Raw genomic sequence first — 14,589 nt, 5'->3', positions numbered from 1 at the left:
CCCCTTAGTTTGCCGAGTCTGCCATCAAGCCAGCTTACGCTTGACGATACGGTTGCGACCGCTGTATTTTGCTTCGTATAATGCCGCGTCAGCCTGGGCAAGCAATTCTCTCAGGAAAGCCTTCGGATCATCCAAAGCTCGCTTGTCGAACTGCTCTACCGAAACGACTCCCATGCTGATTGTTACTCTGACCGACTGACTGCCTAGGCCCGTCCTGACGACATTCTGCTCTACCGATTCCTTAACCATATCGGCAATAATATCCGCCTGGTCCCGGGTCGTATGAGGCAGGTAGACCGTGAATTCTTCACCGCCGTACCTGGCGAGAATATCGGCGGAACGCAGCGTGTTTTTCACCGCTTCGACCGTCGAGCAGATCACTTCGTCTCCTACTAGATGGCCATATTGATCGTTAATGGCCTTGAATAAATCGATATCGAAGAGGAAGATCGAAAAAGGAATGCCGTATTGCACGTTTACCGCAATCTCATGCTCCAGCTGCTGCAGCAAATATCTCCGGTTATAGCAGCCGGTTAATCCGTCCGTAATCGCCATATGCTCCAGCTTCTTGTTGGCTTGGAACAGCTCGTCCTGCATGATTAACAGCTCGCGGTTCCTGTCCTGAAGCAGCTCGTTCTGCGTATTGGTCTCATCCACCAGCAGACGCAGCTCCGTCACGTCGTGGAAGGTCAAAAGGCGGCCGAGCAGCTCCTTCTTCTTCTGGCTCAGAATAGGAGCGGCCTGCACAACGATATAACGGTAATGGCCGTTATTATGCAGCGAAATCTCCAGCTCCTGACGTTCCATCGGCCACAGCTTCTGCTCCTGCAGGAATTGGTTGAACTGCTTCCGAATCGGCTTGGGAAGATGGACCGCAAGCGCCTCCGGAGAAAACCGCTCGCCAATCTTCAGCTTCAAGATCGGCTTCATCGCCTTGTTAAACTCGAGCACGACCCCGCTCTCATCCAAGACGATGATACCTGTCGAGATCGTGTTCATCACATCTCGCTGTACGATTTGAATGATGTCGAAGACCCGGTGTCTCGTAATCGCGTGCACAAGATACACCGCGGACAAGGTAATCCCTACGGAGAAGATCGAGAAATAAGAGGAAAAATAGTTAATAAGGATAATATTGACGAAAAAATCGCCTAATCCGAACAAAACAAGCACGAATACCCCGTTCATGGCCGTTCGGACAAGCATTTGCTGCCGGACGGACACGCCGCGGCGGAGCGTATAACCCATGATCACCAGGGATACGAGAATATAAGAGAACAGCTGAACGATCATATACCAGTATAACGGTCCGCTTTGAAGCTGCTTATCCGTCAACTGTTCGTTAATGGAGAGGAACAGCCGATCCGGATTTACGACGACAAACGCAACGGAGATCAGCGCCGGGACCGACAGCATAATAAGCCGCCGCGTACGTATCAACTGGGCTTGTCCCGTCATAAAAACAACAAAGATAAACCACCCTACGCCTACCAAGGACAATCCGGAGTAAGAAGCCAAAAGATAAAAAAGCCTGTATGGAGAACCAGGCATCGTTTGAGCAATAAATTGAGTAAGCGGCCAAACCATCAACACCAGATGCAGCGCGAAATAAATTTTGTGCAGCACGGTAATGGTACCGACAGCAAACACGTAGAAAAACAAACCGAGCAGTACGAGGAACATGCTAAAATCCAGCCACATCATCGATTCCAATACGGTTCACCCATCCATTGTCTATCCATCTATTGCCATTGTAGCAAATGTTATTTCAATCGACAATTCTTTCCATAGGACTTCCTGCGTATTATTTTTCGGACGAGGTAGGCCAAAGGTCCGCCAGCATATGTTCCAAAGACGGAGATATGTGCAGGAAGCTGCGGAAGCGCTCGTACTGCTCCCACTTTTCCGCCGACCCTTTCTGCCCGCTGCGGACAGCTCGAATGAGCAGATTTTTAGGGGTATGCTCCGGATCTACAAACTCCAGCATCTGTACTTTGTAGCCAAGCACCTCCAGCAAGGTGCCTCTGGCCGCGTCCGTAGCAAGAGCCGAGAAGCGCTCCTTCAGAAGTCCCTGCGACAGAATCGGAGACAACGCGTCGCTCTCCACCTGCCTGAACAACTCATGCTGGCAGCAAGGCACGGACATAATGACCGAAGCTCCCCATTTGACTGCCTTGGCAAGCGCGGCATCCGTGGCCGTATCGCAGGCATGCAGAGTAACGACCATGTCGGCCTCGTTTAGCTCCTCGTAATCAGCGATGTCCCCCACCAGAAACTTCAGCTTGTCATAGTGAAGCCGGTCCGCAAGCTCCTGGCAAAAAGCGATCACGTCCGCCTTCAAGTCCAGGCCGATTATCGAAATCTCCCGCTTCTGCTCGACAGCCAGCAGGTGGTACAAGGCAAAGGTCAGATACGATTTGCCGCAGCCAAAATCGACAATCGTAAGCGGCTTGTCCGCCGGAAGGCTGGGCAGCACATCCGTCACCATCTCCAGGAAACGGTTGATCTGTCTGTACTTGTCCTGTTTCTTTGCGTGCACGGCTCCGTCCTTCGACATAATGCCAAGCTCCACGAGAAAAGGCGCGGCGGTTCCTTCCGCCAGAATCCGGTTTTTCTGGCGATTATGCTGCAGCTCCGCCGAAGCCTTTACCGTTCCGGTCGGCGGCTTGCTGAGAATCGTTGCCTTTCCTTTCTTGCTGAACAGCAGCTGGAGATCCTCCGTTGGCGTTTTGAACAATGCCTGCTTGTAATCGCCTTCGAGCAGCTCGACGATTCTGGCGCCCGCCAGCTCCGGCTTTACGTTATCATGGGTTACTTTATTGCTGTAATGGTATTCGAACTGCAGATGGAGCCCGTTCTTCAATTGAACCGGCCTCACCACCGTTTTGGGGGCAGCCGCGCCATCCTTGCGGCGCAGCTGGCTTAGCGTTCCCTGCAGCAGTTCTCCTGCTTCTACGATTTTTTGTATGGACTGCTGCCATTCTTCTGTCATATTGAAAAGTCACTCCTATGGATCTTTGCTTTTATTTATTTGCCGCTAACGAATCAAGCCCGTATTGAACTTCCTCGCGGGGCAATCCGCCGGCTTCCAGCTTCTCGTCATCGCAATATAACAAGCGGCGGTAGAAGGCTTCGACCTCTTCGCCGGTTACCGCTCCATCTTCCATTAGCTCATACAGGACATCCTCTGCCCCCGCGAACTGGCCCTCCCCCTCCAGCCATTCGGCTTGCAGCTGCTTGGCATGGTCCGGAAGCTCATACGCTTTTAACTGCTCAAGCAGCTCTCCCGCTTCCTTCGACGGGTTCGCAAGCGTAGGCTCGGCGTCAACTAACGACAGCCTCATAAAGAGCTGCAGCGCCTTTAAACCGGACGCAAAGCTGGCATCTTCGTTGCCGAGCTCGGCATGCAGCTCCGACTCCTGCTTCAAGGTTACGGCTATCGCCTGTATTTTGTCCGTCTCCATAACGCCGTTTGTAGTCAGCACCGCCATCAAATCCTTGTCGGACAAGGAACGGATCAGCTTGCCGCTAAGTCCAAACCGTTTATCCAGCAGCTCATCGATTACGAGCAAGGCGTCCTGATGCTTAAGCTCCCGCTTCAACTGCAGGATTTGCCCGACGGCCTCCGTCATCTGTTCGATCATGTTCATTAAGTAGTCGCGACGAAACAACCTGTTCCCCTCCCCTAATGGCTAATTAAGCTTATTTATGAAACTGAGCACGGCTTCCGCGAAAGCTTCAGGGCGCTCCACCATGCCCATATGTCCGGCATCCGCAAGCTTCTCGCGGGTAACGTTTGCCCCGTCGACAACAAAGGTGCGTTCCGCGGGAATAATTTGATCCTGCTCGCCAGCGAGCAGCAGCACCGGAAGCGTTGTCCGCTTCAGCACCTCTGTTCGGTCGGGACGATCCTTCATCCCTTTGGCCGCGCCAATCGCGCCAGCCGCGCTTGTGCCTCTGCCAATGGCGATGGAACGTTCTACCTGATCCGGCATCGCCGATTTATTGTCCGGGGAATAAAGCTTCGGAACAAGTCCCTCCACAAATGCGCTTACGCCGTCCTTTTTAATCGCGGCTACGGCATTATCCCTGTTTTCCTTCGCCGCATCGCCGTCGGGCAGCGGAGTGGAATGAACCAGCCCGAAAGCGGACAGCTTTTCTTCAAAGCGCTCGGCAAACGCAAGCGTAATATATCCTCCAAGCGAATGGCCGAGAACGCATGCCTTGTTTATTTTCAATTGCTCCAGCATGGCTGCCAGATCGTCCGCATACAATTCCATAGAATTCGTCTCTTCAGGTCCTGTCTCTGCGGATGAGCGTCCATGTCCGCGAAGATCGAGCGCAATAATGCGGGCTTGGCGGGCAAGCGGCTCTGCAACCCGCTCCCAATAGGCGGAGCTTCCGCAATAGCCGTGCAGCAGCACCACAACCGGCTTTTTATCCGTCCGGGAATCGTAATAAGCTAACGAGATGCCGCTTGGCAGCATGATCGTGTGATTGGCGATGGTAAGTTGAGTCATTCGTCTGCTCCTTCAACAAAGTTATTTGTCCAGCCTAGCCGGAAGTTTGCTTCCAGGCCTGATCCACCAGCTCCGCAACCGTCTCAGCCATTTGCATGACGGTATACAGCGAGGTCGTTTGAAGCGTCATATACGGCTTATGGCTGCTGGCATTAACGACACCCGCAATGCTGTAATCGCCAACGGCCGGCAGCCTGGCCCCAGTTGCTTGACCGGGCGTGAGCGGTCCTTCCGCCGTAATATACTTTCCAACGGACAGCGGCTTGCCAAGACAGGCATCAACCGCAATAATCACGGCATTCTCCCGCTCGGCCGATTGTTCCAGCGCTTCCGCGAACCGTTTTGCGTCACAGGGCTGCTTTAATGTTCCAAAGACATGTTGCCAACCCCGCTCTTCCAGCTTGGTGCCTACCAATGGGCCAAAGCTGTCTCCGGTGGAGCGGTCCGTACCGATACATAGGAATACGACCCGGCTGCGGTCGGGATGCCTTTCCGCTACATGAGCCAGAAATGCCTGAAGACCCTCCACCCCGTTATCCGCTTGAACGATTGTCTTCCCTGACATGAATACACCTGCTTTATGTTGTTCGTACAAATGGTAGTTTCTTTCATTGTACCCGAATTACGCGGTATGGTTCAATTTACAGGCATGGGATGCGTGAAATATGTTACAATGGCGAGAATAATGACAAGATGTACGGAAAGGGGACTAATCATGGTGAATCTGGAAGAACAAACCCAGCAGAACGTGGAATTTATGATCGAGACCATCAAAACAAAGCTAAGAATGGCGACAGCGGCAGCGATGCAGGCTTCCCACTTCAGCATTGATCAATACGAGGATATCCGCGATTTGTACGAAGTTGTTGCTTCGAAGGAGAAATTCAGCATCAGCGAGGTTGAAGCTCTGGTATCGGAGCTGGGCAAGCTGCGCGGCAAATAGCATCATTAAGGAAAGCACCGGCAGGCGTTCAACACCCGCCGGTGCTTTCCTTTACCCATAAGACTTCGGAACGAAGCCTTCAGCCCTAGCTTTATGTTAGCCGTACTCTGAAAGTAACATTCTTTATTACAATCTTTACCACTAACAGCCATTAACTAGCATTTTTTTAGACAGATGTTCAATAACCGATTATTGATAAAAAAAGGGGGGCTCCTATCCCAATCGGAGCTCCCCTTTTTGCTGTCTCTTATTCGTTTGTTTCCTCGGCTTCCATAGAAGCCCCTGCCTCAGCCGATTCGATGGTCAAGCTGATTTGCACCGGCTTCTGCTCCCCCTTCAGGAAGAACGCAAGACGCTCGAGCTTTTCCGCCAGCTCCGTGCCTGTAAGCGTTGTATTCAACTGGTAGTTGAAATGGTCTGCCGGCTGTTCGTCCTGCTGGGCATAAGTGCTGCGACCTCTCCAGGCGCGTTCCTTCGCTCCGCCCTGTTGAACCAGCAGCTGGTCCTGCATCGGGTAAAACTTATCTGATTTATTCACCACACGCTCGTAAATCCGCAGCTTCTTGAGCAGCATATAATATTGCGCCGAATGCTTGAAATTCCAAGCTTCCCGAATATCCTTAAGCGTATAATCCATCTTCCAGCGCTTCAGCTTTTCGATCTGCTCCTCGGCGTTCAGCTGCAAGAAATCATCTAAAGGCATAATTGCTTCCGGCATTTTGACCCCTCCGTTAACCTGAAATAAATGCTCAGATAAGCGTTGACTTTCCCCTTTATCAAAAAAGAACACGTATCTTTCATAAAAATATAACAATGCGAATAGTTTATATTTTCATATAAAAAATACCATAATTTTTTTCGATTTACAAATTAATTTCTTTACAGATTTGTATTATTGCACATTCCTCATATGAAAAAACCGTCGTATATGTCCCAAGGGCAATACGACGGCTTTAGACCTAGAATATTAGGCTTGTTTCAGGCCGAATGCAGCGAGGAAACGCTGGAATGCGGCATGGCCTTCTTCGGTTTGCTTAAACACGCCAGCGTCCTTCAATACTTCGGAGAACTTGGAGCCTGTCTCGCCTTCCACGATAGCTTGCGCCTGTTCATCCGTATTGGAAGTGCCATAGCGGGCTACCAGCGATTCAATCCATTCCGCGTGAAGACGGAGCGGATGGTCCGCGCTGTGCAGCTCGCTATGGAGCGCTTCGGTCTTGCCGGTCAGATAACCGGCAATCTGTTCAAGCTCAGCCTTCAGGCGGCCAGGAAGCACGGCTAGACCCATAACCTCAATCAGGCCGATATTTTCCTTCTTGATATGATGCAAGTGCTGATGCGGATGGAAAATCCCCATCGGATGCTCTTCGCTGGTCCGGTTGTTGCGGAGCACGAGATCAATCTCGTAAGCACCGTCATCAAGCAGCCTTGCAATCGGAGTAATCGTGTTATGCGGAGTAAGCGATCCGTCGCCGTTAGCCGTAAAAGCAAGCACGTCAACCGCTTCGTCGCTGTAGCCGCGCCATGTATCGAGCATCCGGCAGGCTGCCTGCAGGACATCTTCCTTGGAAGCGCCGTTTACGCGGACAACCGACATTGGCCAATTCACGATGCTGAAGCGTACGCCCGGCAAGGACGGATCGGTAAACGAAGCTACCGGCTTTGCCTTCTCCATCGGGAAGGTATGGCGTCCAGCCTGGAAATGGTCATGGCTTAGGATCGAGCCGCCAACGATCGGCAGATCGGCATTGGAGCCGATGAAATAATGCGAGAACTGCTCCACGAAGTCCAGCAGGCGCTTGAAGGTGCCATGCGAGATTACCATAGGCTCATGCGCGCCTTTGAACACGATGCTGTGCTCGTTATAGTACACGTACGGCGAATACTGGAAGTACCACTGCTGGTTATCCAGCGTCAGCGGCAGCACGCGCAGGTTCTGGCGTGCCGGATGATCCGCGCGGCCGGCGTAGCCGACGTTCTGCTCGCACAGCAGGCATTTCGGGTAATGCGCCTGCGGCAAGGTTTTGAGCAGAGCAATTTCCTTCGGATCCTTCTCCGGCTTCGACAGATTGATCGTAATTTCCAGTTCGCCGTATTCGGTTTCGTGCAGCCAGTATTTATTTTTCTGGATGCGGTCCATCCGGATATAGTTGGAATCGATGCTCAGCTTGTAAAAAGCGTCCGTTGCCGCCTTGATGCCGGCCTCTGCCGTTGTCTTGCGGAACGCAGCCGCAGCCTCGGAAGGACGCGGCATAAGCAGCCCCATAATGCGGGCATCCAGCAAATCGCGGTAAGTCAAAATGTTGTCTTCGATCAGGCCGATCGAATAACCGTAATCGAGCAAAGGCTCCAGCAGTGATACCGGGCTGTCCAGCTCTTCCTCCGGAATCTCGCCTTCATGCGGCTCCGTGAACTTGAACAAATCCAGCAGCGCATTACGGGAATAGTTCACGTCAAGCGGCTCAATCATTCCTTGGCGAAGGGCAAATTGGACAAGCCTGTCGATCAGGACAAGCGCTTCCGCTGCGGTAACGGTCGTGTTTTCTTTGACTGTCATGATGTAAAAAGCTCCTTTCCGTTCCTAAGCGGCTGCTTAGTTGCTGTAGCCGTTAGGGTGATTGACGTGCCAGTTCCAGGCGCTGCGAATAATGTCCTCGAGATTTGCGCGGGATGGGTTCCAGCCCAGCTCCTTGCGGGCACGTGCGGAAGATGCAACAAGCGTAGCCGGGTCGCCTGCGCGGCGAGGCTCGATAACCGCTTTGATCTCGCGCTCCGTTACCTTGCGGGCAATCTCAATCACTTCTTTGACGGAGAAGCCTTGGCCGTTGCCAAGGTTGTAAATCGCGCTGTCCGAGCCTTGACGAAGCTTATCTACGGCAAGGACGTGGGCGTCGGCAAGGTCGCTCACATGGATATAATCGCGGATGCAAGTGCCGTCCGGCGTTGCGTAATCGTCGCCGAATACCGAGATATGAGGACGTTGGCCAAGCGCAGCCTGGAGCACGATCGGAATCAGATGGGTTTCCGGGCTATGATCTTCGCCGATTTTGCCGCTGGCGTGAGCGCCCGCTGCGTTGAAGTAACGAAGCGATACGTATTTGAGGCCATGAGCGACATCGAACCACTTCATCATTTTTTCCATCGCCAGCTTCGTTTCGCCGTAAGTGTTCGTTGGAAGCGTGCGGTCGAATTCGTCGATCGGCACGTTCTCGGGCTCGCCGTAAGTTGCCGCCGTCGAAGAGAAGACGATCTTCTTTACGTCATGCTCGATCATTTTTTCCAGCAGACATAGCGTACCGTACACATTGTTATGATAATATTTCGCAGGGTTTGTCATGCTCTCGCCAACCAGCGAGTTTGCCGCGAAGTGAATAACCGCGTCAATCTTGTTTTCTTTAAACACCGTATCCATAAATTCCGCATCGCGAAGGTCGCCTACGTACAGCTTGCCTCCAACAACCGCCTCTCGGTGACCTTGCTGCAGATTATCGACTACCACGATTTCTTCTCCGCGTTCTGCAAGAGCAGCCACGGCGTGCGAACCGATATAGCCCGCTCCTCCGGTTACCAATACTGCCATACTCCTCATCCCACTTTCTCTATGTTTTATATTATTGAAGCTGTTCTACACCATTGCCGATGCTGCATACGTAGAAGTCCGGAGTAAGTCCCGTTGCTTCCGTATATTTGCGTCCTACTTCTTCCTTGAAGCGTTCGATGCTGTCTTCGTGAACAAGCGATACGGTACAGCCGCCGAAGCCCGCGCCCGTCATGCGGGAGCCAAGCACACCCGGAACCTGGCGTGCAGCCGCAACCATCGCGTCAAGCTCGGGACCCGTTACTTCGTACAAATCGCGGAGCGAATCATGCGAACCGTTCATGTATTGGCCAAACGCTTCGAGATCATTGGCTTTCAGGGCATCCATCGAGCGAAGAACGCGGTCGATCTCTTCGACTACGTGCTGTGCACGGTTGCGGACAACTTCATCCTTGATCAGATGTTTGTTTGCGTTGAACTGCTCCAGGTTGATTTGGCCCAGAAGCTTCAGCTCAGGGAATGCCGCCTGCAGGTCAACAACGGCCTGCTCACATTGAGAGCGGCGTTCGTTATACGCGGAGTCTACCAGGCCGCGGCGTTTGTTCGTGTTGCCGATGACAAGCTTGTAAGCGCCGGATTGGAACGGAACGAGTTCGTACTCCAGCGTGTCGCACATCAGCAGAATCGCATGGTCCTTCTTGCCGTTAGCTACTGCGAATTGGTCCATGATGCCGCATTGCACGCCGTTGAATTCGTTCTCCGATTTCTGGGACAGAAGGGCAATTTGAACCGTATCCGTAGGCTGGCCTTCCATCGTAAGCAAAGCGTAAGCCGTTACGACTTCAATCGATGCGGAAGAGGACAAGCCCGCGCCGTTCGGAATCTCGCCATGGAAAAGCAGATCGTAACCGCTGCTGAATTTGATACCCTTTTGCTCCAGTTCGTAAACGATCCCTTTCGGATAGTTCATCCAGTCATCCGCTTCGTCGTATGCGATGTTGTCGATGTCTAGCGATTTGGAGGAAGGGAAGTTTGTCGTCGCGAGTCCAAGCTGACGGTCATCGCGCTTGCGGATCAGCAAGGTTGTGCCGAACGTAAGTGCTGCCGGGAATACGTAACCGCCGTTATAGTCGGTATGCTCGCCAATCAGATTAACGCGTCCCGGTGCGTGAAAAGCTTTGATCTCAGCGGCTTCTCCGCCGAATTGCTGTATAAATTGTTGTGTAAGCTGCTCGATAGAGGCCATATGCTTGCAACAGTCCTTTTTTGTATAATTTTTGAAGCCTTTGTTCTGTTTTCAGTATAACGCAAGCGATTGCCCGAGCAAAATGGCGCAAAGTGCTTTTTACATGGATTTATGTGACTTTTAGCAAGCTTCTTGGCATGATAAAATGGGATTATCGTAAATCCAACACCGGAAGGCAGGTGCCGTCAAAGATGAGGCAAGATACTTATAAGGTAGCTTCCAATCCCGTCATTACGTACAACGAGCACATGAATGTATTGTTTGCAGGCGAGAGCCAAACCAAACCGTCTCATCAGCGGGGACCTAAAGTATATGATTTTTACCTCATGCATACGGTGCTTGAAGGGAAAGGAGAATTCACCTGCGGAGGAAAAAGCTATCTTCTTCGGGCTGGGGATACCTTCCTGATCGAACCCGAGGCGCTTGTCAGCTATGTGTCCGATGCCAACGAGCCTTGGCTTTACCGCTGGGTCGCCTTTAACGGCCCGCAGGCAGCGGAGCTTGTGCAGGCGGCTGGCTTCTCCGTGGCCAATCCCGTCGCCGAGACGGCTGCGATAAGGCGCTTAGGCGTCCTGTACAACCACATTTTCAGCATTTTTCGCAAAAACGATCCTGCAGCCCATCTGAAAGCCGCCGGTTATTTGCAGCTGCTGCTGGCTGAATTCTGCACGGTTCATCAATTGGCTGAAGATAACGGAGCTATGACGGATGTAGATGACACCGATAAGCTGATCCAGCAAATGATTCATTATTTATCAACCCAATACGCCCAGCCCGTATCGATCGAGCAGATGGCCGAGTCCTTCGGCTACAACCGCGCTTATCTTTCTCGGGTATTCAAACGTTATACAGGCGAATCGCCGATTACGTTCCTGCTCAAGCTCCGGATCGACAAGGCCCGGCAAATGATCCGGGAACGCGAAGGACTTACTATCGAGCAGATAGCGGCATCCGTCGGGCTTCAGGACTCCTTGTATTTCTCCAAGCAATTCCGCCGATTCTACGGCTTATCCCCCTCCGCCTACCGCGAATCCATGCGTCAAATGAAGTCGTAACGGGTATTCAAGGTTAGCCCATAATTGGGCATATTAACGGGCGAGGTGATCTTTATGAAGGAGCTGCACAGCGGACGGTTGTTCTGGCCGACAACCGAGGAGCAATACAAGGAATATTCCGCCCTGTCGGAAGACATACAAGTGCAAGTAGCCATTATCGGGGGCGGAATGTCCGGGTCCATGTGTGCCTATGCGTTGCAGAATAGCGGCATCAACGTCGCCATTATGGAGAGAGAGACGATTGCGGGCGGAAGCACTTCCGCCAATACGGGATTATTGCAATTTTCCAATGATATTATGCTATGCGAATTGATCGGGCAGATCGGAAGACAGGCTGCGGTAAGCTTCTATGCTGCCTGCAAGGATGCCGTTGCGCAGATTGGCAAAATTTCGGGCAAGCTGTCTGCCAATTCCCATTTCGTGCCGCGAAGCAGCCTTTATTACGCCAGCTCGGAGCAGGATCTTCCGAAGCTTCGGAAGGAGTACGAGACCCTGAGGCAGAACGGCTTTGATGTCGATTTTTGGGAAGCGGACACGATTTCGAAGCATTTCCCCTTCCGCCGCTCCGGAGCGATTATTACGAACGGCGATGCCGAAATTAATCCGTTCCGGTTCGTTCACGGAATGGCAGAAGCGGCAACGGCAAACGGCGCGCGCATATTCGAGCATACGGATGTGGTGTCTCATGAGAGTACAGCAGACGGCAAGCATCGGCTTGCAACCGCCAGCGGACATGTCGTTGTGGCGGACAAAGTCGTATACGCCGTTGGATATGAACCCGAAGAGCTTCGGGGACAGTTGATCAGGCCAGTCATGAACCGTTCCTTCGCTGCCGTAACCGCCGTACAGGACAAGAACAAGCTGCTTCATTGGCATAAACAGATGCTGATCTGGGAAACCGACAGACCTTACTTATATATGAGAACGACTATGGACGGACGAGTGATCATTGGAGGACTGGATGAACCGACCGAGCATCCCATCGAAGGCGAGCGGGAGCGGACTAAACGAATAGATAGGCTGTATAACAAGCTGACCGCACACTTCCCGATGCTGGATGCCCCGTTCGAATACGAATGGAGCGCGACCTTCGGAGAATCGGTCGATAATCTGCCTTTTGTAGGCGAGGATCCGGGTGTGCCCGGTGTTTATTACTGCCTGGGCTACGGCGGCAACGGCACGGTCTACAGCATGATCGCCTCTAATATTCTGATTGCTCTCATTAAAGAGGGTTATCATCCGCTCGCCGATATCGTTGGACTTAAGCGGCCAACCCTTCAAGCATAAGTCGGTTGCGACGCAGCAGCACGCAAAAAGGGATTCAGCCAAGAGCCGAATCCCTTCTTCTATTTCCGGAGAGAAATCAGGAGCCGTGAAAAATCCGTTTCGCTCCGTTCTCCCTGTAAATGCCTTCCGCGATGCCAAGACGCGACAAATCTGGGCCGCCATCCTTATCCAGCAAGGATTTGCTCTCTTCCGTCTCGATTATGACTAAGGTTGCGCCTTCCCGAATGGAATCGCGGCAGGAGGCTGCTTCCTGCTCCTCGAGTCCAAGCGCCATCATAGCCCCTTCGATATGATCCTCATCGCCGAAAATATAATCGCCGGTCAGCGTATTTCCCATCGCCGTCAGCCCCGCAGCCGCAAATCCCGGGTTCCATGAGCCGCCTCCCGTCAAACCGATGGCCGGGATAAAAGCTGCCCCAGTCCAAGCCCTTCCGCGGCTTTCGTCCCTCTCCGCTTCGTTTGCCGTCTGCGCCAGCTCCGTCAATTCGTCGACGTGGATGTCGCTCTCGGCTTCAATTCGCCGGGAATGCTCGCTATCCTTCGCGAGGATCTTCATTTCCCCTTGGACGAAGCCGGCTTGCTCAAGGGAATGAATAGTATCGATTACCTGCTGCTGTGTAGCGAATGATCCAATTATTTTAGCCATTGTCTCATCATCCTCCTCTTCTTCCTTCAAGGTAGTTATACCCTGTTTCACCCGCAATCAATCTCGTTTAATCTCGGTTATAGGAAGGTTGTGCAAGAAAGCCGTTCAGGTTATGATGAAGAGTAAGCGACATGGAAATCGGAATTTAGACAGGAATGAACAGGAGGTAAAAAATGATTCACCGGATGCTTCGCTATCCCGACGACTGGGAATGGCATGTGCTTCAGCTGGAACGGCCTCCGATGGAGACGACCGAGGAACTGCCAAAGCGCAAAGACAATCGAAAAAAAACGGAAACGTCTAAGGCATCTATGACATTTACAGCACCTCCTGTAACAGACGAAGACATGGAAGAACAATTGGCATGCAAGCGCCTCCTTCCCGAATGCTCAAGCTGGCTGGACGAGTGCTGGGGCAGACAGGTCAATAAGGTTACCGTGGCGCATTATGCCGATCACGGTACAATCGTATCTGGCACCTTGATGCTGCAGGCATCGGAGGAAATGACCGATGTGCAGCCTTTTCACTTCTGGCTTACCGTGGATAAGCTTGTTACCCTGCATACAGACCTGCGTCTCATGATTCGATTGCAGGATGATTCGGTTACTTCCAGGCTCAAAGACTGCGCATCCGCTCCCGAAGCGTTTTTTATTATGCTGGGGCAGCTGCTTGGACCGTTCCACACGGGACTCGACGGGTTTGAAAAAAGGTTGGGCGAGCTTGAGCAGGCCATGCGGATCTCGAATAGAACGGGGCTCCTCGACGTCATTTTTGAACGCCGCTATGATTTATTGCATTGGAGCCATCTTTTTATCCCTATCCGCGAGCTGTACGGTGCTGCCCAGGAGGCTTTTATGGACACGCTGACCGAGACGGAAGTATTCAAACGTACCACCTACAAGCTGGACCGGATTGATTCTCTGTTGAAGCATTACGCGCTCGAGATCGATACGCTGATTTCGATGGATGACGCGCTCTCCAGCTTCCGCGGCAACGATATTATGAAGACGCTGACCATCTTCACCGTTATCTTTACGCCTGCTACCGTTATAGGTGCCCTATGGGGAACAAACTTCAAGCCGCTTCCTTGGGATACTCATCAATTGGGCTTTGCGGGGATGTGCGTCGTTATCCTTGTCATCACCATCCTGATTTATGTCTGGTTATGGCAAAAAGGCTGGACCGGCGATTTGCTCACGGGACGGGATTCCAATAAAAACAAGAAAAGCAAAAAGCAGGCCGTAATGCTCGAAGAACAGTTAACCGATAGAAGCGAAAGTATGGAGACGGAACCGAACCTGTCCCAGCTTTCACGCAAAAGGCGCTCCAAGACGATCTAAAATCGTCGGGAAGC

The 14,589-nt window shown here is 52.3% G+C and carries 14 protein-coding genes; 4 read left to right on the top strand and 10 right to left on the bottom strand.

Annotation, left to right across the window (positions count from 1 at the left end; translation table 11 throughout):
- Positions 1–24 precede the first annotated feature (24 nt).
- The 5 genes from ACR9FF_RS05245 to yyaC all read right to left on the bottom strand — a co-directional run bounded on the left by ACR9FF_RS05245 (position 25) and on the right by yyaC (position 5,085).
- Complete coding sequence (locus tag ACR9FF_RS05245) at positions 25–1,704, bottom strand: histidine kinase N-terminal 7TM domain-containing diguanylate cyclase (protein ID WP_244935629.1); 1,680 nt, start codon at positions 1,702–1,704, stop codon at positions 25–27.
- Between the two features lie 100 nt (positions 1,705–1,804).
- Positions 1,805–2,992: a class I SAM-dependent methyltransferase gene (locus ACR9FF_RS05240; protein WP_317980742.1), complete on the bottom strand. Its 1,188-nt coding sequence runs from the start codon at positions 2,990–2,992 to the stop codon at positions 1,805–1,807.
- Between the two features lie 31 nt (positions 2,993–3,023).
- Positions 3,024–3,671 (bottom strand): DUF6483 family protein, encoded by a 648-nt coding sequence (locus ACR9FF_RS05235; RefSeq protein WP_435169512.1) that lies wholly within the window; start codon positions 3,669–3,671, stop codon positions 3,024–3,026.
- Between the two features lie 21 nt (positions 3,672–3,692).
- Positions 3,693–4,520, bottom strand: coding sequence for an alpha/beta fold hydrolase (locus ACR9FF_RS05230; RefSeq protein WP_435169510.1), 828 nt, complete (start codon positions 4,518–4,520; stop codon positions 3,693–3,695).
- Positions 4,521–4,554: 34 nt separating this feature from the next.
- Entirely contained in the window at positions 4,555–5,085 is a 531-nt protein-coding gene (gene yyaC / locus ACR9FF_RS05225; protein WP_435169508.1) for a spore protease YyaC, read from the bottom strand.
- Between the two features lie 150 nt (positions 5,086–5,235).
- Between yyaC and ACR9FF_RS05220 the strand changes: the two genes are divergently transcribed.
- Complete coding sequence (locus ACR9FF_RS05220) at positions 5,236–5,463, top strand: DUF1128 domain-containing protein (RefSeq protein ID WP_283094360.1); 228 nt, start codon at positions 5,236–5,238, stop codon at positions 5,461–5,463.
- A 247-nt stretch (positions 5,464–5,710) separates the two neighbouring features.
- Here ACR9FF_RS05220 and ACR9FF_RS05215 read toward each other — a convergent pair whose 3' ends face one another.
- The 4 genes from ACR9FF_RS05215 to ACR9FF_RS05200 all read right to left on the bottom strand — a co-directional run bounded on the left by ACR9FF_RS05215 (position 5,711) and on the right by ACR9FF_RS05200 (position 10,247).
- Positions 5,711–6,181, bottom strand: coding sequence for a hypothetical protein (locus ACR9FF_RS05215; protein WP_127495729.1), 471 nt, complete (start codon positions 6,179–6,181; stop codon positions 5,711–5,713).
- Between the two features lie 249 nt (positions 6,182–6,430).
- Positions 6,431–8,020 (bottom strand): UDP-glucose--hexose-1-phosphate uridylyltransferase, encoded by a 1,590-nt coding sequence (locus tag ACR9FF_RS05210; protein ID WP_435169505.1) that lies wholly within the window; start codon positions 8,018–8,020, stop codon positions 6,431–6,433.
- Between the two features lie 36 nt (positions 8,021–8,056).
- Positions 8,057–9,043 (bottom strand): UDP-glucose 4-epimerase GalE, encoded by a 987-nt coding sequence (gene galE / locus ACR9FF_RS05205; protein WP_116393637.1) that lies wholly within the window; start codon positions 9,041–9,043, stop codon positions 8,057–8,059.
- Positions 9,044–9,074: 31 nt separating this feature from the next.
- Positions 9,075–10,247, bottom strand: a complete 1,173-nt coding sequence (locus tag ACR9FF_RS05200; protein WP_336789432.1) for a galactokinase — start codon at positions 10,245–10,247, stop codon at positions 9,075–9,077.
- A 191-nt stretch (positions 10,248–10,438) separates the two neighbouring features.
- Here ACR9FF_RS05200 and ACR9FF_RS05195 point away from each other — a divergent pair, with 191 nt between their 5' ends.
- Together ACR9FF_RS05195 and ACR9FF_RS05190 are read left to right on the top strand one after the other, a co-directional pair.
- Positions 10,439–11,302, top strand: coding sequence for an AraC family transcriptional regulator (locus tag ACR9FF_RS05195; protein ID WP_201008454.1), 864 nt, complete (start codon positions 10,439–10,441; stop codon positions 11,300–11,302).
- 24 nt (positions 11,303–11,326) lie between these two features.
- A complete protein-coding gene (locus ACR9FF_RS05190) occupies positions 11,327–12,589 on the top strand; it encodes an NAD(P)/FAD-dependent oxidoreductase (RefSeq protein ID WP_435169502.1) in 1,263 nt (420 codons plus the stop codon).
- A 76-nt stretch (positions 12,590–12,665) separates the two neighbouring features.
- Here ACR9FF_RS05190 and ACR9FF_RS05185 read toward each other — a convergent pair whose 3' ends face one another.
- Positions 12,666–13,235, bottom strand: a complete 570-nt coding sequence (locus tag ACR9FF_RS05185) for a general stress protein (RefSeq protein ID WP_127495733.1) — start codon at positions 13,233–13,235, stop codon at positions 12,666–12,668.
- A 173-nt stretch (positions 13,236–13,408) separates the two neighbouring features.
- Between ACR9FF_RS05185 and ACR9FF_RS05180 the strand changes: the two genes are divergently transcribed.
- Positions 13,409–14,575, top strand: coding sequence for a magnesium transporter CorA family protein (locus tag ACR9FF_RS05180; RefSeq protein ID WP_435169500.1), 1,167 nt, complete (start codon positions 13,409–13,411; stop codon positions 14,573–14,575).
- Positions 14,576–14,589 lie beyond the last annotated feature (14 nt).

The sequence above is a fragment of the Paenibacillus glycanilyticus genome, assembly GCF_051200795.1.
In the GTDB taxonomy this organism is placed as follows: Bacteria; Bacillota; Bacilli; order Paenibacillales; family Paenibacillaceae; genus Pristimantibacillus; species Pristimantibacillus glycanilyticus.
Note: the sequence above shows the minus strand (reverse complement) of the source record. Positions and strands in the feature narration are given on the sequence as shown.